Origin of the sequence: Celeribacter sp., from assembly GCF_048266405.1 — a bacterium.
In the GTDB taxonomy this organism is placed as follows: domain Bacteria; phylum Pseudomonadota; class Alphaproteobacteria; order Rhodobacterales; family Rhodobacteraceae; genus Celeribacter.
Genome location: NZ_JBLWZO010000005.1, coordinates 143,141 through 163,434, shown reverse-complemented (window position 1 = coordinate 163,434; position 20,294 = coordinate 143,141). Strand labels below are relative to the sequence as shown.

Genomic DNA, 20,294 nt, shown 5'->3' with positions numbered 1-20,294 from the left:
AACTGTGCGGTCAGGGCGCAAAACACTCCCGACGCGCGCGCGTGAATTTAGCTGATTTCTATGGGGGGAAAGCGGGGGAAAGGCAAGGCCTGTGCGATTGGCAGGCTTAACTTTAGCCGCATCACCGCAGGCGCGGCTTGCAATCTCGCCCTCACATCGCCAATTTACCCAAAAGGGCGCGTAGGTGTGAGGGTGTGGTATGGCCGACGACTTTGATTTTGAGGCGTTTCAGGCGGAAATCTTGGCGTGGGCCGAGGGCGTTGACCAAGAGACGCGCAGTGCCTTTGCCTTTAACGCCTCGGCGCGAGCTTTAGTCGAGATCGGCGGATCACCGCGCTCTATGGCAGACACAGGGTCTTCATTTGATATTGCGCTGTGTCGTGCCATCCTCACATCAGCGGCTGCGAGCAAATTGCCAACCGCTGATGTGCTGCATGCCGCCAATTCCGCCGCCGATTCCGCCCAATCCGGCGCCCGTTCCGCCCTTTTCGCCGCCGATTCCGCCTATTCCGCCGCCCGTTCCACCCATTCCGCCGCCCATTCCGCCCGTTCCGCCCGATCCGCCGCCCGCTCCGCCCGATCTGCCGCTCTTTCCGCCCGCGCCACCCGTTCCGCCACCGACTTACTCGACACTGCGGGCATTGATGCGCTGTTTGCGGCACCGCTGTGGTTGGATGTTGGAATGCCTGAGGTGGTTCAGGCCCAATGGGAGGCCTTGCGCACAGACTGGTCCACCTCCCCCGCGATGGCGTTTTGGACCGATTGGTACGAAGGACTGCTTGTTGGCCGCACGCCTGATTGGGACCTGTGGGAACAGATCGTTTTGATCGACGATGAAGTGTGGAACAGTGGCGAAGAGGCGGTTGCTGCGGCGATTGAGGGGATACAGGAAAAGCTACGTGAGGAACGCGCTAAGCCGTTTGAAGATCATGCCCGATCCCTCTTGTCTCGCGCGTCTGCCTTGTCAAAACAAGCGGATCAACTTTCCAAGTGCATTGAAGAGGCACTCAACAAAATCAATGAGGAATTGGGCTTTCCGAACCAGACACCCGACAGTCTAGAACCGCTCTACAAAGTGCCACAAATTTTGCGTAGCATAAGTCTGGAACTGACATCGACCAATTCAGACGACATGCGCGTCAAAGAACTGGCAAAGCTTTCCCAAGCCCTAATTTGGACAGTGAATGACCTGAACGAACGCCTAAAACGCGCGAACAATATAATGCCAAAGCACGTCAAAAAGAGATGGCATGAAAGTAATGCGTGGAGTGGGGTGGCAACCAATACAATCACAGCTTTGCTAACATCCGCCGTGACGATTTTTGCGGGTTCTTCGGGCGACACGTATAATATCGACCTGCACGTTCTGAACGACAGCGGCATTTGTTTGGAAAGCATCGAAATGGAGCCCCCAAAGCCTCTCGCACCAAAGGGATCTTCAAAAGAGCCCCCTGAAAACATTCCAGAACACAAGCGTAGGCAAGTTTAAACGCCACGCCTTTGGCGTGACGAGCAGTCACATGTCGATGCGTTGCATCGGCGGATTAGACCACAGGTAAACGTGGGCGAGTAAGCTTTTGCCGTCCCCAACAAACCGTGAATTGCCCCCGCGGTGATTTTCACGCATACTGGGGCAAATCACGCCAGAGAGCGGACATATGGGCAGAGGGCAACTCATGGGTATTACGACTTCCACCACCGTTACCAAAACATTCAAGGGCATCGTCTTGGTGTCCTGCTTGGCGCTTGTGGCCTCTTGTGGGCAGCGCGGGACTGTGAGCCGCGGGGCATCGACCCTGTCTTTTGCCGCGGGACCGATCTATTCGGCCTGTATCGCCACAAAACGCAAGGCCGCGACCCCGTCCACCTGTGGCTGTGTGCAGGCGGTGGCGCATCAAAAGCTGTCAGCGAGCGAACAGTTCAAAGCGGTGGCCTTCTTCAAAGACCCGCATAAGGCACAAGAGGTGCGTCAGTCGGACAACCCGTTCAACGAGACCTTCTGGAAGCGCTACAAGGCCTTTGGCGCCTCGGCGGCAAGCACCTGTGGCTAAGGCCCGTGGCCAAGCCTCGAAACCTTTATGACCCTCTGAACACGCTCAAGCCCGTTGGGCGCGAGATCTGGATTGCCGACGGGCCGCCCGTGCCGTTTTACGGCGTGGCCTTCCCGACGCGCATGACCGTGGTACGCATCGGGGCGCAGCTTTGGGTGCATTCCCCGATTGCGCCTGATGAGGCGCTATTGGCGGAGATGGCCGCGCTTGGCGAAGTGGCGTGGCTGATCGCGCCCAACCCGATCCATTATGTTTCCGTGGCCGACTGGGCGAAGCGGTTCCCCAAGGCGCAGGTCTACGCCGCACCGGGTGTGGCCGCGCGAGCGCGAAAGTTCGCGATTGCCTTCCCGCCGCATCAGGTATTGAGCGACGAGGCTCCTGCGGCGTGGGCGAGCGACATCCGTCAGCGCGTGGTGGCAGGGCATCGGTTCTTGCACGAGGTGGTGTTTTTTCACGAGGCGTCACAGGTGTTGATCCTCACCGACCTGATCGAGAATTTCGAGGCTGCGAAGGTCAGCCCGCTCAAGGCGGCATTGTTTCGCATGGCGGGGATTTTGGACCCCGATGGCAAGGCCCCGCTCGATATGCGGTTGTCGTTCAAGTCAAAGAAGAAAGCCCGCGCGGTGATGCGAGAGGTGATCGCATGGGCGCCCGAAAAGGTGATTTTGAGCCATGGGCGGTGGTATGACACCAATGGCACAGCAGAGTTGAAACGCGCTTTTGCATGGTTGGGAGTGTAGAGATGAGTGGTGGAATTTTCATTTTGTCGGGTGCGGGATTGTCGGCGGAAAGCGGGCTGAAAACCTTTCGCGCCGAAGACGGCTTGTGGGAGGAACACCGCGTCGAGGATGTGGCGACGCCCGAGGCCTTTGCTCGCGATCCTGCCTTGGTTCAGCGGTTCTACAATGGACGGCGCGCAGCGGTGGCCGCCGCGCAACCCAATGCGGCCCATGAGGCGCTCGCACAGCTGCAAGCGGCCTATGATGCGCCCGTGCATCTGGTGACGCAGAACATCGACGACCTGTTGGAACGCGCCGGCGCAGCGGCTGTGATCCATATGCACGGCGACGTCACATTGGCGCTCTGTGCGGATTGCGGGCATCGGTGGCGCGCGCCGGTGGAGATGGCCGTGGGCGAACAGTGTCCTGCCTGTGACGCACCCGCAGCCCGTCCCGACATCGTCTGGTTCGGTGAAATCCCCTATCACATGGACCGCATCCAAGCGGCGTTGGAGGACAGCGATCTGTTTGTAGCCATCGGCACATCGGGCAATGTCTACCCTGCGGCGGGCTTTCGACAACTGGCGCAACAGTTGGGGATCAAGACGTTGGAATTGAACCTCGACGCCTCGGGTGCTGCGTTCGACGAGGTGCGCACGGGGCCCGCCTCAAAGGTTGTGCCCGCATGGGTCGCGGAGGTTCTGGCGCATTAAGGTCCTCTCCCGAACCGCGCCGTTAAAATGAAAACACCCGCCACGTGATGCACGGGCGGGTGTTCTTTTATCATCAGGAAAGCTGCGGCTTATTTGTCGCCCATTTTGTCATGGTCCATCTTTCCATGATCCATGTCGCCGAGGTCCATTTTGCCATGCTTCATGCCCATACCGTCTTTGCGCTCCAGATCGACAGGAATATCAACGGTGATGTCGCCTGCCTTTTCAAAGGTCAGGGTCACGGTCACTGTATCGCCCTGCTCGAAGCCCTTGTTGAGGCCCATGAACATAACGTGATCGCCGCCACGGGCCAACGCGTGTTCGCCACCTGCAGGGATGGTGAAGCCTTCGGGGACGTGCATCATTTTCATCACGCCATCGCCCATGTCTTTGTGGGTGTGCAATTCAACCACTTTGGCCACATCGGATGTGGCGTCGATGAGTTGATCATCCTCGGCCCCTGCGTTGTGAACGACGAAAAATGCAGCGCCCGCTTTGGCGGACATGCCCGAGGACCGCGCATAGGCGTCTTCGATGGTGATGTCGCCCGCAAAGGCAGGAAGAGCGAAAGCAAGGGCAGAGAGGCCCGCGAAAAGGGTCGTTTTGAGTGTCATAGGTCTGATCCTGTAAAAATGCGCGTCCTCCCATCGGGTCAGGGCGCGGCGTATCTGGTGTCTGTGTGGAAATGCGTGGTGTCAGATCAGACGACAGGAGGTCCACGTGCGAGCGGGGTCAGCGTCTGTGCGGTCCGACGCAACGTGACGCTTTGGTCCGCGCGAAGCGGTGTGACGCGGGATTGGGGCGCCGAAAGGACAAAGGCGCTGCCCGCATCCGCGAAGACACTCATGGCGCAATCGGGACAGATTTTCGGGGGGCCGACAGGCTGCCCGTCATCATCAATCAGGACCGTAATCGGCCCCGTGCCCGTACACAGAACCACAGCCCCCGTGGCGTCGCGCATGGTTCCGCGCGTCACGGCCATTGTCTGGCTCGTGGCGAACAACAGAACCGCAAAAACGACGGCTATGAGAGGGCGTAAACTGCGCATGGGCGGACATTACGAGGGAAGCGTGTGAATGAAAAGACTGTGCCCTGCGACCTTTCGCGCATCGGCAGACTGCGGCTTAGACGCAAAACAGCGGACAAGCGAAAACCCCGTGCGGGCGCGCCACACGGGGTTTTAAATCTGTCGAGATCGAAAAAGACGGCTTAAGCGGCAGAAACGGCTTTCGCGATGTCTTTTTTGATTTTCAGAGCTGCATCAGAAAGCTCTTCGTCTTTGGCTTTTGCAAGGAACGCGTCGAGGCCACCACGGTGGTCGACGGTGCGCAATGCAGCCGCAGAGATTTTCAGCTTGAAAGAGCGGCCGAGTGCATCCGACATCAACGATACGTCGTTGAGGTTCGGAAGAAAGCGGCGGCGGGTACGGTTTTTGGCGTGGCTGACATTGTTGCCAGTCATCGGGCCTTTACCAGTCAATTCGCAACGGCGTGCCATGTGGTCATCCTCGTCTTACAGTCGGGGGGCAGCAAGGCGCGGCCCGCGGGTTGTTCAAAGTCCTGTCTGGATCGGCGCTCTCTATGAGCCGCATTCGGATGGAAATCAAGTGCAACCACACCCAAGTTCCCACGAAAACCACCGATTTAAACAGAAATAGGCCCAGCACAGGTGCGGAGCCCGAAATTCAGTTCGCGGTGGATAGGCGATAGCGGGAGAATCGTCAAGCCCTCGCGGTGCGTGACGCGGGGGATTCGCTTCGGATTCGCGGGTGGCGCCGAAACTGCGCGGGGCCTAGCCGTGGCGCAGCGCCTCAAGCACATCGCGGGCGGCGTGGCTTGGCGTGATCTCGCCCGAGGCCACCTGCCCCGCCAGATCGTCGATCATGGATTTGAGCGGCTCACGAGCCAGTTGGCTCATCAGGCCGTGGCGGATTTCCTGAGCAAACCAGTATTTCGCCTGTTCGGCGCGGCGGCGGTCGAAGTGCCCGTGGTCGCGACGCCATGAGATCAGGGTCTGCATATCGGTCCATGCCTGCTCCAAGCCGTCCTCTTCGAGAGCGGAGACAGTGGTGGCCTTGGGGAAGCCTTCGGGGTCATAGGGGCGCTTGCGGATGAGACGTAGTGCGCCCGCGTAATCGGCGCAGGTGCGTTTCGCAGCGGCTTTAAGATCGCCGTCGGCCTTGTTCACCAAGATCATATCAGCAATTTCCATGATGCCGCGTTTGACGCCCTGCAACTCGTCACCACCCGCAGGGGCCAAGAGCAGCAAGAACAGGTCGGACATTTCCGAGACCACGGTTTCGGATTGGCCGACGCCCACGGTCTCGATCAGGATGATGTCGTAGCCCGCTGCTTCGCACAGGCTCACGGCCTCACGGGTGCGCCGCGCCACACCGCCCAGTTCGGACTGCGAGGGCGAGGGACGAATAAAGGCGTGTTTTTCGCGGCTGAGCAATTCCATGCGGGTCTTGTCGCCCAAGATCGACCCACCCGAGCGAGACGACGAGGGATCAACGGCCAGCACCGCGACCTTATACCCCTCGCGGATCAGCATCATGCCGAAGCTCTCGATAAAGGTGGATTTGCCGACACCGGGCGTGCCCGACAGCCCCACCCGCATGGCCACACGGCCTGCGGATTTGATCGCGTCCATCAGCACAATCGCCTGTTCACGATGATCGGGGCGGGCACTTTCGACCAATGTGATGGCGCGTGCGAGGGCGCGACGGTTGCCTGCGATCACCTGTGCGGCCAATTCGGTGGGGTCCATAGGCGGGCCTCTTTGTCTTTTGCTTTGGTCTGCCAAAGCGATAGGGGGATGGGCAAGGAATGCCCGATGCCACCGCCCCTGTCCAGTGTGGCATTTTGCATCGCGGGTGCCGCACCGCGTGATTTTGAGTGCCACACCATGACGGTGCTTTTTCTTCGGGCCGCAATCGGGGATAAGGGCGGCATGGATAGATTGCCGATAGATGATGTGTTGGACGATGTGGTCGCGGCTGTGACCTCCGCCGGTCGTGTGGTGTTGATGGCTCCTCCGGGGGCAGGGAAAACAACCCGCGTGCCACTGGCCTTACTGCCGCATGTCACGGGCCGGATTTTGATGTTGGAGCCACGTCGTCTGGCCGCGCGGGCCGCCGCCGAACGCATGGCGCAAACCTTGGGAGAGACGGCGGGCGAGACCGTCGGCTACCGTATGCGCGGGGCGAGCAAAGCATCCAAAGCCACCCGCATCGAGGTGGTGACGGAAGGCATCCTGACCCGCATGTTGCAAAGCGACCCCGAGTTGAGTGGCGTCGGCTGTGTCATCTTTGACGAATTTCACGAACGCTCTTTGAATGCCGATTTCGGACTGGCCTTGGTCCAAGAGGTGCGCGGGGCGCTGCGTGACGATCTGGCCGTGGTGGTGATGTCGGCAACGCTCGACGCGCAACCCGTGGCCGATCTGCTCGACGATGCTCCCGTGGTACTCTCCGAGGGTCGCGCCTTTCCCGTCGAGACGCGGTGGCTCGCGGCACCCGTTCCCAAAACGACGCGACTGGAACAGGCCACCGCCGACCTCGTGATCGAGGCGGTCACGGCGGAGCATGGATCGGCTTTGGTGTTCCTACCCGGTGAGGGGGAAATCCGCCGAGTAGAGGGATTGCTCAAAGGCCGCGTGCCTACGGATTGCGCCGTGCGGCCGCTGTTTGGTGCGATGAAATTTGCCGAGCAACGCGCCGCCATTGCGCCCTGCCCCACGGGGCGCAAGATCGTGCTTGCCACCTCCATCGCAGAGACCTCTCTAACCATTGAGGATGTGCGCATTGTGATCGATGCAGGCCGCGCCAGACGCGCACGGTTTGACGCCGCCTCTGGCATGTCGCGCCTCGTGACCGAACGGGTGTCCAAGGCCGAAGCCGAGCAACGTCGAGGCCGCGCGGGGCGCGTGTCCGAGGGCGTGTGCTACAGACTTTGGACCAAGGGCGAAGAGGGTGCATTGGCGACATTCCCGCCCGCCGAGATCGAAACCGCCGACCTCACGGGCTTGGCCTTGGAACTGGCGATGTGGGGTGCGAGCGAGGACGATCTGGCGTTCCTGACCCCGCCGCCCGTGGGGGCCTTGGCCGAGGCGCGGGCGCTGCTGCACGGGCTTGAGGCCTTGGACACCGCCCATCACATCACGGCCCACGGACGGGCTTTGGCGGCAATGCCGCTGCATCCACGACTTGCACATATGTTGCAAAAAGCGGGGCCAAAGGCGGCAGAACTGGCGGCCCTCTTGAACGAACGCGATCCGTTCATCGGCGCGGGACGCAACGCGGGCGTGGACCTCGCAACACGCATCGCCGCCCTGTCGCGCCCTGATCCCCGCGCCGATCGCGGCGCGGTGGAGCGGATCAAGCAAGAGGCCAAACGCCTGCGCCCGATGGCGGGCAGCGCCGCGTTGCACGATCTGAGCCTGGGCGCGATGGCCGCCCTCGCCTACCCCGACCGTATCGGATTGCGCCGCAAGGGCGACCAAGCCCGCTTTGTCATGTCAGGGGGCAAGGGGGCTGTGATGGATGACGCCGATGCGCTTGCAGGCGCACGTCTGATCGTCGTGACAGACACTGACGGGGCACCACGAGAGGCACGGATCAGACAGGCGGCACAGATTTCAGAGGCCGACATTCGCGCCTTGTTTGCGGATCAGATCGCATGGCAAGAGGTCTGTCAGTGGGACAAGCGCGCAGGCCGAGTGGTGGCGCGCAAACGCGAGATGTTTGGCGCTGTCTGCCTTGATGATCGCCAATGGCCCGACGCACCCAAAGAGGCGGTGGCGCGTGGGGCGCTTGATGGCATTCGCCACATCGGTCTGCCGTGGAGTGCTGCCGCCAAACGCTTTCAGGCGCGGGTGATGTTGATGGGGGATGATTTCCCCGACCTCTCCGAAGAAGCGCTGATACAATCCTTGGAGACGTGGCTCCTGCCCTATCTCAAGGGCGCAAAAACCGAAGCGGCGCTGCGCAATCTCGACATTACCGACGCGTTGCGCGGGATGCTTGATTGGGATCAGATGAGCCGTTTGGACCGCGAGGTGCCGGGATCATGGACAAGCCCCTTGGGCCGCAAGCTGCCGATTGATTATAGTGGCGAGGCCCCCGAGATCACCGCCCGCCTGCAAGAAATGTTTGGCACGACCACCCACCCCACCGTCGGCGCGCGGCGGGTGCCGTTGCGGGTGACGCTGACCTCGCCCGCGCATCGCCCCGTGCAGGTGACGATGGATATCCCTGCGTTTTGGACCACCTCCTACGCCGATGTGCGCAAGGACATGCGCGGAAAATATCCCCGCCACCCGTGGCCCGAAGACCCGACACAGGCCGATCCGACACTGCGGGCGAAACCGCGCGGGACGTGAAATGTTGCAGATAGACAAATAAACGGCGCTCGGAGGTCTCTCCCAGCGCCGTTTTTGTTGGAATTGTGTACGTCGTGCTTAGTCGGTCAAAGCCGCCGAATGCGCGACGTCGGACGCCCAAGGACCATGATGGCCCTTGCCGCCATCGGTGCGTTCAAAGCTGTGCGCACCAAAGAAGTCACGCTGACCTTGGATCAGGTCAGTGGTGCCGCGCCCCTTACGCATGGTGTCGAAATAGGCGAGCGCGTTGGAGAAGGCGGGAGTTGGCAGACCGCGCAACGCAGCCGAGGCCACAACGCGGCGCAGTGCCGAGGAGCCTTCGCGCATGATCTGCGCAAAGCGCGGTGCGAAGATCAGTTGCGTGTGGGGCAGACCTTCGCGCACAGCGGCGGCCATGTCGTCGAGCAATGCGGAGCGGATGATACAGCCCGCACGCCAGACCTCGGCGCAGGACGCCAGATCGAGATCCCATTTGTATTCCTCGGACGCCGCAGCGAGCAGTTTGATGCCTTGATCGTAGGCGATGATTTTCGCGGCCAAGAGTGCCTTTTCGAGATCGGAATCGGCGAGGACTTCGGCACCCGCTTGTGGTGTGATGTCGGCGAAGATCTCTTCGCCCGCTTCACGGGTTTCTTTCTCTGCCGACCATGAACGCCCCGCCACGGCGGCCTCGATGGTGGAGGGCGATTGACCCAGTGACAATGCCTCAATCGCGGTCCAGCGGCCTGTGCCTTTCTGACCCGCTTTGTCGACGATCATATCTACGAGCGGCTTGCCGGTTTTCTCGTCAACGGCCTGAAGCACCTTGCCCGAAATCTCGATCAGGTAGGAATTGAGCGGGCCTTTGTCCCAGTCTTCGAACAGCTTGCCGATCTCGGCGGTGGGGCGTTTGTCGCCGTCGCGCAGCAGACCATAAACCTCTGCGATCATTTGCATGTCGGCGTATTCGATACCGTTGTGCACGGTTTTCACGAAGTGGCCCGCGCCATCGGGACCGAAATGGTCGGCGCAGGCTTGGCCTTTGTGCTTGGCAGAGATTGCCTCAAGGATGTCACGGATCACCTCAAAGGAGGCCAGATCCCCCCCCGCCATGATCGACGGACCAAAACGCGCGCCCTCTTCGCCACCAGAGACACCCATGCCGATGAAGTTGAGACCGTCACCTTTGAGCGCGGCTTCGCGGCGGCGGGTATCGTGGAAGTTGGCGTTGCCCGCGTCGATGATCATGTCGCCCTTGTCGAGATGCGGTTTGAGATCTTCGATCACCGCGTCCACGGCACCAGCGGCAACCATAATGATCACGGCGCGCGGTTTGGTGAGCGAGGCTGTCAGCGCCTCAAGGGTATGCACAGGCGTGAGGCGCTCGGCCAATTCACCCGCGGAAGCCACGAAGTCATCGGTGACGGAGCTTGTCCGGTTATACACTGCGACGGGGAAACCGTTCTCCGCAATATTGAGAGACAGGTTAGCGCCCATGACGCCAAGACCGATGAGGCCGATACGAGCCTGTGACATTATATAGGGTCTCCTTTTGTCGCCCATGCGGGCGATACACATCTGGTATAATGAGATTATCGACGCGAATTTGCCGCCAAAGCCACAGGTATACAAGTGGATACCACACCCGAATCATCGCGATTCGCCGCATGATCTTGATTTTTACCAAAAAATAGCTATATTGAGGTTTAATCACAAAGCGCAACAAAGCGCACACACACAGGTTTCCTAATGGTAACGATATTAAAATCCTTCTGGGAAGGCGTCTTTACGCCTTTGTTCCGTCGCCCCAAGCGGGTGCAATCTGCGGCTCTTTGCTATCGCAAGGGCGACCGTGGGAAAAAGGAAGTGCTTTTGATCTCGTCGCGCGGAACGGGACGTTGGATCTTGCCCAAAGGCTGGCCCATTGACGGCAAAGACGGCGCAGGTACAGCCGCGCAAGAAGCGTGGGAAGAAGCTGGGGTTCAACCCGCGAAGGTTAAAGAGACCCCCTTGGGCCAATACAATTACGACAAGCAGTTCGACAACGGGGCCACGGCACCCGTCACCGCCACGGTCTATTCGATCAAGGTCGAGGGTCTGGCGGATACCTTCCCCGAATGCGACGAACGGACCCGTAATTGGGTCGCACCCGAAGCCGCAGCCGAACTGGTGGACGAACCCGAACTCAAAGACATCCTGCGCTCGTTTTAAGACCGCGCAGGATGATTCCACGCGGCACACCACAGGCTGACATATTGGCCTGTGCCCTGCCCCGCTTCCCCTCTGGTTATTCTCATATTACCCCTGCAAATGCCGCGCCGGTGCGTCACTCGCAGGCGTATTCGTGTCAAGTTTCAACTAATGCTTGATCGCGCGGGCCGCGCAGGTTAGCGCTTCGCGCAATTGGTCCGGACACGGGACGTGTTTGCGACAGACGTTTGGCGACCCCCACGGGGGCGTGAGACGCGCCACGACAGGGGACAAAGTATGAGCGGGAATACCGACAAACAGTGGGCCACACTGGACAAAGACCTCAACCGTATCAGTCAGGTTGAATATGGCCTCACAGTTGTGGCGCGTCCGATGGTTGGCTTGGGTGTCGCTCTGGCCTTTATCATCATTGCGGGAATCGCCGCGGCCTTCCTGTTCGGCGGCCAACCCGGAAGCGCTATCATCATCGCCGCAGCGGCGTTGGGCGCCTATATGGCAATCAACATCGGCGCGAATGATGTGGCCAACAACATGGGCCCCGCCGTCGGTGCCAAGGCCCTCACGATGGGCGGCGCGATTGTCATCGCGGCGCTTTGTGAAAGTGCGGGGGCCTTGCTCGCAGGTGGCGACGTTGTATCGACCATCTCCAAGGGCATCATTGATCCTGCCGCTGTTGCCGACACCAGTATCTTTGTCTGGGCGATGATGGCCGCGCTTTTGTCCTCGGCGCTTTGGGTGAACCTCGCGACGTGGATCGGAGCGCCCGTCTCCACCACCCACTCTGTTGTGGGGGGCGTAATGGGCGCAGGGATCGCCGCCGCAGGGTTTTCCGCCGTCAACTGGACCTCCATGTCGCTGATCGCGGCCTCTTGGGTGATCTCTCCGGTCTTGGGCGGCGTAGTGGCGGCAGGGTTCCTTGCCTTCATCAAAGCAAAAATCATCTACCAAGAGGACAAAATCGCCGCTGCCCGCAAATGGGTGCCTGTCCTGGTCGGTATTATGATGGGCGCATTTGCGGCCTATCTCGCTGTGAAAGGTCTCAAAAAGATCATCCAGATCGACCTGCTCAGCGCCTTGATTATCGGGGCTGTTGTCGGGGCGGTATCCTATGTCGTCTCCGCGCCTTTGGTGCGCAAGCAATCCGAGGGACTTGAGAACCGCAACAAATCGCTCAAGGCGCTGTTCGGCCTGCCGCTGGTGATTTCCGCAGCCTTGCTGTCCTTTGCTCACGGGGCCAATGATGTGGCCAACGCCGTGGGCCCGCTTGCCGCAATCGTCCATGCCCAAGAGTTCGGTGAGTTCGCAGGCAAAGTGTCCATCCCGCAATGGGTCATGGTCATCGGCGCCTTCGGCATTTCCTTTGGTCTGTTGTTGTTCGGTCCGAAACTGATCCGCATGGTTGGCAGCCAGATCACCAAACTGAACCCGATGCGCGCCTATTGTGTCGCGCTGTCGGCGGCGATCACGGTGATTGTGGCCTCATGGCTGGGCCTGCCTGTATCCTCCACCCATATCGCCGTGGGCGGTGTGTTCGGGGTCGGTTTTTTCCGCGAATGGCACCACAACCGCCGCGCTCGCGAAAACTCGGCCAAGCGCGCGCCTGAAATGCGTATCGCCGCCGAAGAACGCCGCCGCCGCAAGTTGGTTCGTCGCTCGCACTTTATGACCATCGTGGCCGCGTGGGTGATCACCGTTCCCGCCGCTGCGGTCTTGTCAGGGGTTGTGTTTTACCTGCTGACGCATCTGTTCCACTAAGGCGCCTCGGGTTCAGCCCGATAGACCCAGACAGAAAAGGCGCATCCTCACGGGTGCGCCTTTTGAGTTCGAATTGAGGGGGTCTGCGGGTTATTCAACACACCATTGCATCACGGCTTTTTGCGCGTGCAGACGATTTTCCGCCTCATCAAAGATCACCGATTGCGGCCCGTCCATGACGTTGTTTGTCACCTCGTCGCCACGGTGCGCGGGCAGGCAATGCATGAACAGCGCGTTCTCATTGGCCTGCGCCATCAGCGCACGGTTGACACGGTAAGGGCGCAACTGGTTGTGGCGGCGTTCACGGGCAGAAGCCGGATCATGCATCGACACCCATGTATCGGTCACAACCAGATCGGCCCCTGCAACGGCCTTATCCGCATCGCGTTCAATCTCGATCTTGGAGCCTTTGCCGCGGGCTTCCTCAATGAACTCCATCTCGGGATCAAGCGGCTTTGGACCTGCAAAGGTCAGATCAAATCCGAACTGGCCTGCGGCGTGGATGAACGACGCGCAGACGTTATTGCCATCACCGAGCCAGACGACTTTCTTGCCTTTGATCGAGCCGTTGTGCTCCTCGAAGGTTAGGATATCGGCCATGATCTGGCACGGGTGGGTGCGATTGGTCAGGCCGTTGATCACGGGCACGGAGGCATATTCGGCCATCTCCAGAAGCGTCTGTTCCTCAAATGTGCGGATCATGATCATATCGACGTAGCGCGACAACACGCGGGCGGTGTCGGCAATGGTTTCGCCGTGACCAAGCTGCATGTCAGAGCCAGACAGCACCATGGTCTGCCCGCCCATTTGGCGCACGCCCACGTCAAAAGAGACGCGGGTGCGCGTGGACGGCTTTTCAAAGATCAGCGCGACCATTTTGTCCTTGAGCGGCAATACATCGTCCAAGGCGGCTTTGGGCTTGCCTTGGCGGGCAGTCTTCGTGGCCTTTGCTGCCTCGATGATGCGGTGCAACTCATGGGAGTCGATTTTGTTGATGTCGAGGAAGTGTTTCATGGCTCTTGTCTTTCTTACTATCGGGCGCGACGCGCGCGCCGCTCTCTATCTGTGTTCGCGTGTCAATTGGGGCGTGTCATGACGGTCACGGGATCGCCCTCTTCACCAATACAGGTCTTTCGTTGCACGAAGCCCGCCGCCGCATAGGCACGGATCGCACGGGTGTTGTCGGGGGCAGGATCGACCGCGACGAGCGAGTAATCGGCCAACAAGGCATCGCAGCGCTGACGCAGGTAGCGCGCCGCGTGTCCTTTGCCGAGGAACGCCACATCGCCCAAAAACGTGTCGAGCGCGCGGGCGCGCCGCGGCAAGTCGGCGTATTGTGGCATTTCCCATTCATGCACGCCGTAGTCCTGCACATAGGCGAAAGGGGTGCCCCCCTGTTCGACCACGCGCATATCGACGCGGCCCGTGCCAAACTCCTGCGCCACGAGCGCCCATTCCGTCTCCCCGTCCTGCCACCAGCCGCCGATGTGCGGCGCGGCAAGCCACGCGACAAAAAGCGGCTTGTCGGCAGGGGTCAGGGGTCTGAAACGGTAATCAGCCATCGCCGCGCACCGCCTTCGCCGCCGCATCAAGACGTTTAACGGCCTCGGCGATGTCCTCGTCAGAGATATTGAGGGCGGGCAAGAGGCGCACCACATTGTCAGCCGCAGGCACGGTCAACAGACCTTGCGCGTAGCCTTTTCCCACCAGATCGGCAGGCGCGATTTTGAGTTTGAGGCCGAGCATAAGCCCCTGCCCGCGCACCGCCTCGAACACATCGGGATGGGCGGCAATCAGACCTTCGAGCTTTTGACGCAACAGCGCGGATTTGCGGTTCACCTCGGCCAGAAAATCGGGATCGGAGACGATTTCCATCACTTTGAGGCCGATAGCACAGCCCAAAGGGTTGCCGCCATAGGTCGAGCCATGCGTGCCCGCGACCATACCGCTCGCCGCGTCTTCGGTGGCCAGAACCGCACCGAGCGGGAAGCCCCCGCCGATACCTTTCGCGACCATCATAATGTCGGGTGTAACACCTGCATATTCATGGGCGAAGAGCTTGCCTGTACGAGCGACACCGCATTGTACCTCATCGAAAATCAGCAAGGTGCCAGTCTCGTCACACAGCTCGCGCATGGCCTTGAGATCGGCATCTGGCACAACGCGAATCCCCCCCTCGCCCTGAATAGGCTCGATCAGGATTGCGGCAGTTTTATCCGTTACGGCGGCTTTGAGCGCCTCGGCATCACCGAAAGGCAGATGCACAAACCCCGGCATCAAGGGGCCAAAACCATTCACCATTTTCTCGGCGCCCGATGCGGCAATCGCACCAGTGGAGCGGCCATGAAAACAGCCGTCAAAGGTAATGATTTCAACCCGCTCGGGCGCACCTTTGTTGTGGTGGTATTTACGCGCCATTTTGATCGCCAGTTCGGCGGCTTCGGTCCCCGAGTTGGTGAAGAAGCAGGTGTCAGAAAAGGTCGCATCGACAAGCTTGTCGGCAAGCGCCTGTTGCGCGGGGATTTGGTAGAGGTTGGAGACATGCCACAGCGTGTCGGCCTGTGCTTTGAGCACGTCTGCCAATTCGGGATTGGCATGGCCGAGCGTGTTCACAGCGATGCCCGCACCCAGATCGAGAAAGCGTCGACCATCCGCCTCCACAAGCCAGCTGCCTTCGCCTTTGACAAAGGAAAGCGGTGCGCGGTTGTAGGTCGGAAGAACGGACGTAATCATCGGTAGGGTCCTTTGGGATGCAGAAAGCCTTTTGAACGCCCGACGGGGCAAGACTGTCAACGTTTGAGATGGGTTTTTAAGGGATTTGCGCCTGTTTGGCGCAGGTTGTGCCATGCGGGTCACGCACAGACACAGATGAACGGACGCGGATCGGCGCGTTAGCGTCGGCGTCGGGCGATGGTGTTATGATCTGTCATCGTGTTCATGGCGTCGCGTTTACGCCTGTACAGACGGCTCTGTCAAAGAAAAACTCATTTCGACGAAAGGAATTTCGCCCCACCGACCGAACGCGTCCCCACGGATGTGCCCGACTTGGCCCCGCCCACCGTAATGCGGCGCGTGACCACAGGTTTGAGCGCCTGTTGTGGCGCGCCGAGGGCAATCTCGCGTTTGAGAGTGGGGATGATGTCGATCACATCCATGCCAACGCCGATCCTTTTATTGCCTTCTTGGCGCAGTGCAGAGACCACGGAGACCACGGCCAAGCGCCCACCGTCATAGGCCAGAACGGGTGAACCGGACGAGCCATAGGTGATGTCGCAATCGAAGGTCATCACGCCGCTTTTGAACTTTTTCAGCACGTTACAGGCACGTTGAATTGAGAGGGTCGAATTGCGCCCGCGCCCGTAAGAGGCAACCATGAGTTCGCCGCGCGAGGTGCGCACACGGTGGATTTGGAACGGTTGGATCAGCGCACGGGCCACGGGTTTATCCAACTGGATCAGCGCCACATCGCGGGCAATATTGGCCGTGCTGATACGGCCGTCTTCTTCCTGTTTGAACCCTGACGCATAGGCCACGGCACGCCCTTTGGAGGCGGCGATATAGTCCCCATTGCGCAGGCCTGCGCGGAACGTGATTTTGTTGGCGGCGATCTTTTGCCCGTTATCATCAAGCACACAGTGCGCCGCGGTCAGCACAAGATCCTGTTCGATCAGCGCCCCCGTGCAGGTGCCATGCCCCGCCATATCGAGACGGCCAACGGCTTCCCATCCGATCAACTCGGCGCGACGGTCCACGCGGTCCAACTCGGACGGCAGGCTATCTGCGGCGAGGACCGCATTCGCAGAAAATACAGCAATGAGGGCACAGAGAAAGGAAGCGATACGCATAGGTGTCCCTTGGGTTTGTGAAAAGAACCAAGGGCAAGATCGCGTCAGAATGGGGCAAGAGTGAGGAGGACGCGCGGCGAAGACGGGAAATTCCCCACCGCGCACCGGATCAGGATTTGAGCTTCGTGCCGCGTCTGAACAGCACCCAGACCCACAAGACCACCGCCGCAGTCACGGAAGAAACCACCGCGAGGCCGAGCCACGGCGAGCTGTCCGATTGCCCGATCACGCCATAACGCACCCCGTCGATGAGATAGAATACGGGGTTAAGATGGGTAAGAACGCGGAACCAATGCGGCAGGTTTTCCACCGAATAAAACGTTCCCGACAAGAACGACAGTGGCGTGATGATAAAGTTGGTGATCGCTGCCATCTGGTCAAATTTCTGACTGACAACCCCCGCCATAATTCCGAGCCCGCCGAGCAAAAGTGCGCCAAGCGTGATGAAGGTCAGCGCAAAGAACGGATGCGCGAGGCCAAGCCCGACGAACAACGCCATGGCCGACCAGATCGCCACAGCAACGATCAATCCACGCACCAATCCGCCCGCGAGATAGCCCAGAACCAGTTCGATAGGCGAGAGCGGCGGCATGAGCGTATCGACGATATTGCCCTGAACCTTTGAGATCACAAGCGACGAGGATGTGTTGGCAAAGGCATTCTGGATCACCGTCATCGTCAGGATGCCGGGGGCCAGAAAGTGGATGAAGGGCACGCCCATCACCTCACCACGGCTCGGACCTATGGCAAGTGTAAAGATGGTCAGGAACAGACCCGCCGTCACCAAAGGCGCGGCCAGTGTCTGAGTCCACACGGCAAGAAACCGGCGGATTTCACGGTGCGCCAAAGTGCGCAATCCAAGCCAGTTGACGCGACCGAACCGCCGCACACCCATCGCAATCTCGTTTGTGCCTGTTTCCATCACCGAAATCCTCTGATAAACCTTATGTCTGTCCCGTTTGCGTGCTTGTAACCGCTCGCACGCCGTTTAAATAGAGGGACAAGAGAATTCTACAAACAGTGCGCGCGCACAAGTGTGTTGCGTGACTGAATGTGACAGATTGCGGGGCCACCGCGATTTATACAGATGCTAAGGAAGACACTATGTCCTGGACCGATGAACGCGTCGAGATACTGAAGAAAATGTGGGGCGAGGGTCAATCCGCCTCGCAAATCGCCAAGGAACTCGGCGGTGTGACGCGAAATGCGGTCATCGGCAAGGTGCACCGTTTGGGTCTGTCCAATCGGGCTGGATCGGGAGCCGCCGCCAAAACGGCAGCACCGAAAGCCAAACCTGCGACCCCTGCCGCAGCGAAGGCCAAGCCCGCCGCGCCAAAGGCCAAAGCGAAACCCGCAGCGGCCAAGCCCGCCGCGATGGACAATGAGCCCAAAACAGAATCAGCGACGCCAAAAGCCGTACCGCACAACCGTCGTCAGATCATTCCCGCAGGCCAACCCCTGCCACCTCAGCCCTCGACCAACGAAATTCCTGCCGAGGCTTTGGCCAAGGTGAACGAAGTCGAGAAGAAGGCCAAGAAAATCTCCGTGATGGATCTGACCGAAAAGACCTGTAAATGGCCAATCGGGGACCCCGCCACGGATGCCTTCTGGTTTTGCGGCCTGCCTTCGCAACCGGGCAAGCCCTATTGCGAGGCCCATGTCGGCGTGGCGTTCCAGCCGATGTCGGCGCGCCGTGACCGCCGCCGCTAAACCCGCACCACAACAATCAATGCCAAAGCCGTCCTTCGGGGCGGCTTTTTTATACGCCCTCAAAGCGCGAAAACGCGTACCCTTATGTGCGCGGGCGACGGGCGTCAATTACATCACGGTGGTTCAAAATCACATGATGCCCCCCTATCTTGGCAGGACGCACTGAACAGAAAGGCCCGCACATGGCCCCTATCATTTCCATCAAAGAGCTGACCAAAAGCTATTCAAACGGGTTTCAGGCGCTCAAAGGCGCCACCCTCGACATTGAAAAAGGCGAGATCATCGCCCTGCTCGGCCCCAATGGCGCGGGCAAAACCACCCTGATCGGCGCGGTCTGCGGCCTCGTCAAAATCACGTCGGGATCAGTCACCGTCGGCGGATTTGACGCCGTGACACAGCCCCGCGACGCGCGGCGCATGATCGGCCTCGTGCCACAAGAAATCGCCCTCGATATATTCGAGACCGTCTGGAATTCGGTGAAATTTTCGCGCGGGTTGTTCGGCTGTCCTCCCGATGATGCCTATCTCGAAAAGGTGCTTAAATCCCTGTCCTTGTGGGACAAAAAGGATGAACAGAACCGCGCCCTTTCGGGCGGGATGAAGCGTCGCGTGATGATCGCAAAGGCGCTAAGCCACAATCCTGAAGTCTTGTTCCTCGACGAACCAAGCGCGGGGGTCGACGTTGCTCTTCGCCGCGACATGTGGGAGGTGGTACGTGGATTGCGCGAGGATGGCGTGACCGTCATCCTCACAACGCACTACATCGAGGAAGCCGAGGAAATGGCCGACCGCGTGGCCGTCATCAACAAGGGTGAAATTTTGCTGGTCCAAGACAAGGATGCGCTGATGCGCGCCTTTGGCAAGAAACATCTGGTGATGGACCTCAGCGCGCCGCTTGCCGCGCTGCCTGCGGGACTTGAGGCCTATGACCTCACCCTGTCAGAGGACGGCACGCAATTGACCTACGCCTATGACATCAATGCGGAGCGCACCGGGCTGACGCGGATGATCGCGGATTTGGCCGAGCGCGGCGTTTCCGTCCATGATCTGGCCAGCCGCGAACACTCTCTCGAAGAGGTGTTTCTCACCTTGGTTGAGGACGCGCCCGCCGCGACACAGGAGGCCACAGTATGAACTGGCTCGCAATCAAATCCATCTATCGCACTGAAATGTTGCGTTTCTTTCGCACACTCAGCCAATCCATTATCTCGCCCGTTCTCTCCACAGTGCTGTATTTCGTCGTCTTTGGCGCGGCCATTGGCGGGCGCATCGATACTGTGAACGGCATCGAATATGGCGCTTTCATCGTGCCGGGTCTGGTGATGCTCACCGTGTTGCAAAACGCGCTTTCCAATGCCTCCTTCGGGATTTATTTCCCGAAATTCACCGGCACGATATTCGAGCTGTTCACCGCACCGATCAACTACGTCGAGATTGTGATCGGCTATGTCGGGGCGGCGGCGACCAAATCGCTGTTCATCGCGATCATCATCCTGATCACTGCGAACTTCTTTGTCGATCTGCCCGTGGCGCACCCGTTTTGGGCCGCGGCGTTTTTGATCCTCACCGCCATTAGTTTCTCGCTGATGGGATTCATTATCGGGATATGGGCGGGCAATTTCGAGCAGTTGCAAATCTTCCCGCTGTTGATCGTCACGCCGCTCGTGTTCTTGGGCGGGGCGTTCTATTCCGCCGATATGTTGCCGGGCGTTTGGCAGGTCGTGGTGAAATTCAATCCCGTCCTCTATCTGATCTCGGGGTTCCGGTGGTCCTTCTTTGAAGTGGCCGACGTGCCCGTGGCGGTCTCCATCGGGGCCATCACGCTGTTTCTGGCGATCTGCTTGGGCTTCATCGGATGGATTTTCAAAACGGGCTGGCGGATAAAAGAATGATCTAGGGCGGAAAACCGAAACAGTTTCCTATTTTACGC

20 protein-coding genes are annotated in these 20,294 nt (G+C 59.7%); 10 read left to right on the top strand and 10 right to left on the bottom strand.

Annotated features, from left to right (window positions below):
* Positions 1-199: 199 nt before the first annotated feature.
* The 4 genes from ACN0TS_RS11685 to ACN0TS_RS11670 all read left to right on the top strand — a co-directional run bounded on the left by ACN0TS_RS11685 (position 200) and on the right by ACN0TS_RS11670 (position 3,483).
* Positions 200-1,489 (top strand): hypothetical protein, encoded by a 1,290-nt coding sequence (locus tag ACN0TS_RS11685; RefSeq protein ID WP_417259536.1) that lies wholly within the window; start codon positions 200-202, stop codon positions 1,487-1,489.
* A gap of 187 nt (positions 1,490-1,676) precedes the next feature.
* Positions 1,677-2,051: an arginine transporter gene (locus ACN0TS_RS11680; RefSeq protein ID WP_417259535.1), complete on the top strand. Its 375-nt coding sequence runs from the start codon at positions 1,677-1,679 to the stop codon at positions 2,049-2,051.
* Positions 2,052-2,056: 5 nt separating this feature from the next.
* Positions 2,057-2,791 (top strand): DUF4336 domain-containing protein, encoded by a 735-nt coding sequence (locus ACN0TS_RS11675; RefSeq protein WP_417259534.1) that lies wholly within the window; start codon positions 2,057-2,059, stop codon positions 2,789-2,791.
* Positions 2,792-2,793: 2 nt separating this feature from the next.
* Positions 2,794-3,483 (top strand): NAD-dependent deacylase, encoded by a 690-nt coding sequence (locus ACN0TS_RS11670; RefSeq protein ID WP_417259533.1) that lies wholly within the window; start codon positions 2,794-2,796, stop codon positions 3,481-3,483.
* 89 nt (positions 3,484-3,572) lie between these two features.
* On the opposite strand, the gene ACN0TS_RS11665 is transcribed toward ACN0TS_RS11670, so the two are convergent.
* From ACN0TS_RS11665 to meaB, 4 genes are all read right to left on the bottom strand, one after another.
* Entirely contained in the window at positions 3,573-4,097 is a 525-nt protein-coding gene (locus ACN0TS_RS11665) for a copper chaperone PCu(A)C (protein ID WP_417259532.1), read from the bottom strand.
* An 86-nt stretch (positions 4,098-4,183) separates the two neighbouring features.
* On the bottom strand, positions 4,184-4,531 hold the full coding sequence (locus ACN0TS_RS11660) for a hypothetical protein (RefSeq protein WP_417259531.1): 348 nt from the start codon (positions 4,529-4,531) through the stop codon (positions 4,184-4,186).
* Between the two features lie 161 nt (positions 4,532-4,692).
* A complete protein-coding gene (gene rpmB / locus ACN0TS_RS11655) occupies positions 4,693-4,980 on the bottom strand; it encodes a 50S ribosomal protein L28 (protein WP_417259530.1) in 288 nt (95 codons plus the stop codon).
* 294 nt (positions 4,981-5,274) lie between these two features.
* Entirely contained in the window at positions 5,275-6,252 is a 978-nt protein-coding gene (meaB, locus tag ACN0TS_RS11650; RefSeq protein ID WP_417259529.1) for a methylmalonyl Co-A mutase-associated GTPase MeaB, read from the bottom strand.
* Positions 6,253-6,435: 183 nt separating this feature from the next.
* Here meaB and hrpB point away from each other — a divergent pair, with 183 nt between their 5' ends.
* Positions 6,436-8,865: an ATP-dependent helicase HrpB gene (gene hrpB / locus ACN0TS_RS11645; RefSeq protein ID WP_417259630.1), complete on the top strand. Its 2,430-nt coding sequence runs from the start codon at positions 6,436-6,438 to the stop codon at positions 8,863-8,865.
* Positions 8,866-8,943: 78 nt separating this feature from the next.
* On the opposite strand, the gene gndA is transcribed toward hrpB, so the two are convergent.
* Positions 8,944-10,380, bottom strand: a complete 1,437-nt coding sequence (gene gndA, locus ACN0TS_RS11640; protein ID WP_417259528.1) for an NADP-dependent phosphogluconate dehydrogenase — start codon at positions 10,378-10,380, stop codon at positions 8,944-8,946.
* Positions 10,381-10,593: 213 nt separating this feature from the next.
* On the opposite strand from gndA, the gene ACN0TS_RS11635 reads away from it, so the two are divergent.
* Positions 10,594-11,055 carry an NUDIX hydrolase gene (locus ACN0TS_RS11635; protein WP_417259527.1) on the top strand — a complete coding sequence of 154 codons (462 nt, stop codon included), beginning with the start codon at positions 10,594-10,596 and terminating at the stop codon, positions 11,053-11,055.
* Between the two features lie 276 nt (positions 11,056-11,331).
* Entirely contained in the window at positions 11,332-12,810 is a 1,479-nt protein-coding gene (locus ACN0TS_RS11630) for an inorganic phosphate transporter (protein ID WP_417259526.1), read from the top strand.
* A 90-nt stretch (positions 12,811-12,900) separates the two neighbouring features.
* On the opposite strand, the gene argF is transcribed toward ACN0TS_RS11630, so the two are convergent.
* From argF to ACN0TS_RS11605, 5 genes are all read right to left on the bottom strand, one after another.
* A complete protein-coding gene (argF, locus tag ACN0TS_RS11625; protein ID WP_417259525.1) occupies positions 12,901-13,824 on the bottom strand; it encodes an ornithine carbamoyltransferase in 924 nt (307 codons plus the stop codon).
* Between the two features lie 62 nt (positions 13,825-13,886).
* Positions 13,887-14,372, bottom strand: a complete 486-nt coding sequence (locus tag ACN0TS_RS11620; protein WP_417259524.1) for a GNAT family N-acetyltransferase — start codon at positions 14,370-14,372, stop codon at positions 13,887-13,889.
* On the bottom strand, positions 14,365-15,543 hold the full coding sequence (locus ACN0TS_RS11615) for an aspartate aminotransferase family protein (protein WP_417259523.1): 1,179 nt from the start codon (positions 15,541-15,543) through the stop codon (positions 14,365-14,367). The genes ACN0TS_RS11620 and ACN0TS_RS11615 overlap by 8 nt, the downstream gene beginning before the upstream one ends.
* Before the next feature lie 251 nt (positions 15,544-15,794).
* Positions 15,795-16,655 (bottom strand): trypsin-like serine peptidase, encoded by an 861-nt coding sequence (locus ACN0TS_RS11610; protein WP_417259522.1) that lies wholly within the window; start codon positions 16,653-16,655, stop codon positions 15,795-15,797.
* A 109-nt stretch (positions 16,656-16,764) separates the two neighbouring features.
* Positions 16,765-17,577, bottom strand: a complete 813-nt coding sequence (locus ACN0TS_RS11605; protein ID WP_417259521.1) for an ABC transporter permease — start codon at positions 17,575-17,577, stop codon at positions 16,765-16,767.
* A 182-nt stretch (positions 17,578-17,759) separates the two neighbouring features.
* On the opposite strand from ACN0TS_RS11605, the gene ACN0TS_RS11600 reads away from it, so the two are divergent.
* From ACN0TS_RS11600 to ACN0TS_RS11590, 3 genes are all read left to right on the top strand, one after another.
* Entirely contained in the window at positions 17,760-18,365 is a 606-nt protein-coding gene (locus ACN0TS_RS11600; protein ID WP_417259520.1) for a GcrA family cell cycle regulator, read from the top strand.
* A gap of 182 nt (positions 18,366-18,547) precedes the next feature.
* Positions 18,548-19,498, top strand: a complete 951-nt coding sequence (locus ACN0TS_RS11595; protein ID WP_417259519.1) for an ABC transporter ATP-binding protein — start codon at positions 18,548-18,550, stop codon at positions 19,496-19,498.
* Positions 19,495-20,256: an ABC transporter permease gene (locus ACN0TS_RS11590; protein ID WP_417259518.1), complete on the top strand. Its 762-nt coding sequence runs from the start codon at positions 19,495-19,497 to the stop codon at positions 20,254-20,256. The genes ACN0TS_RS11595 and ACN0TS_RS11590 overlap by 4 nt, the downstream gene beginning before the upstream one ends.
* Positions 20,257-20,294 lie beyond the last annotated feature (38 nt).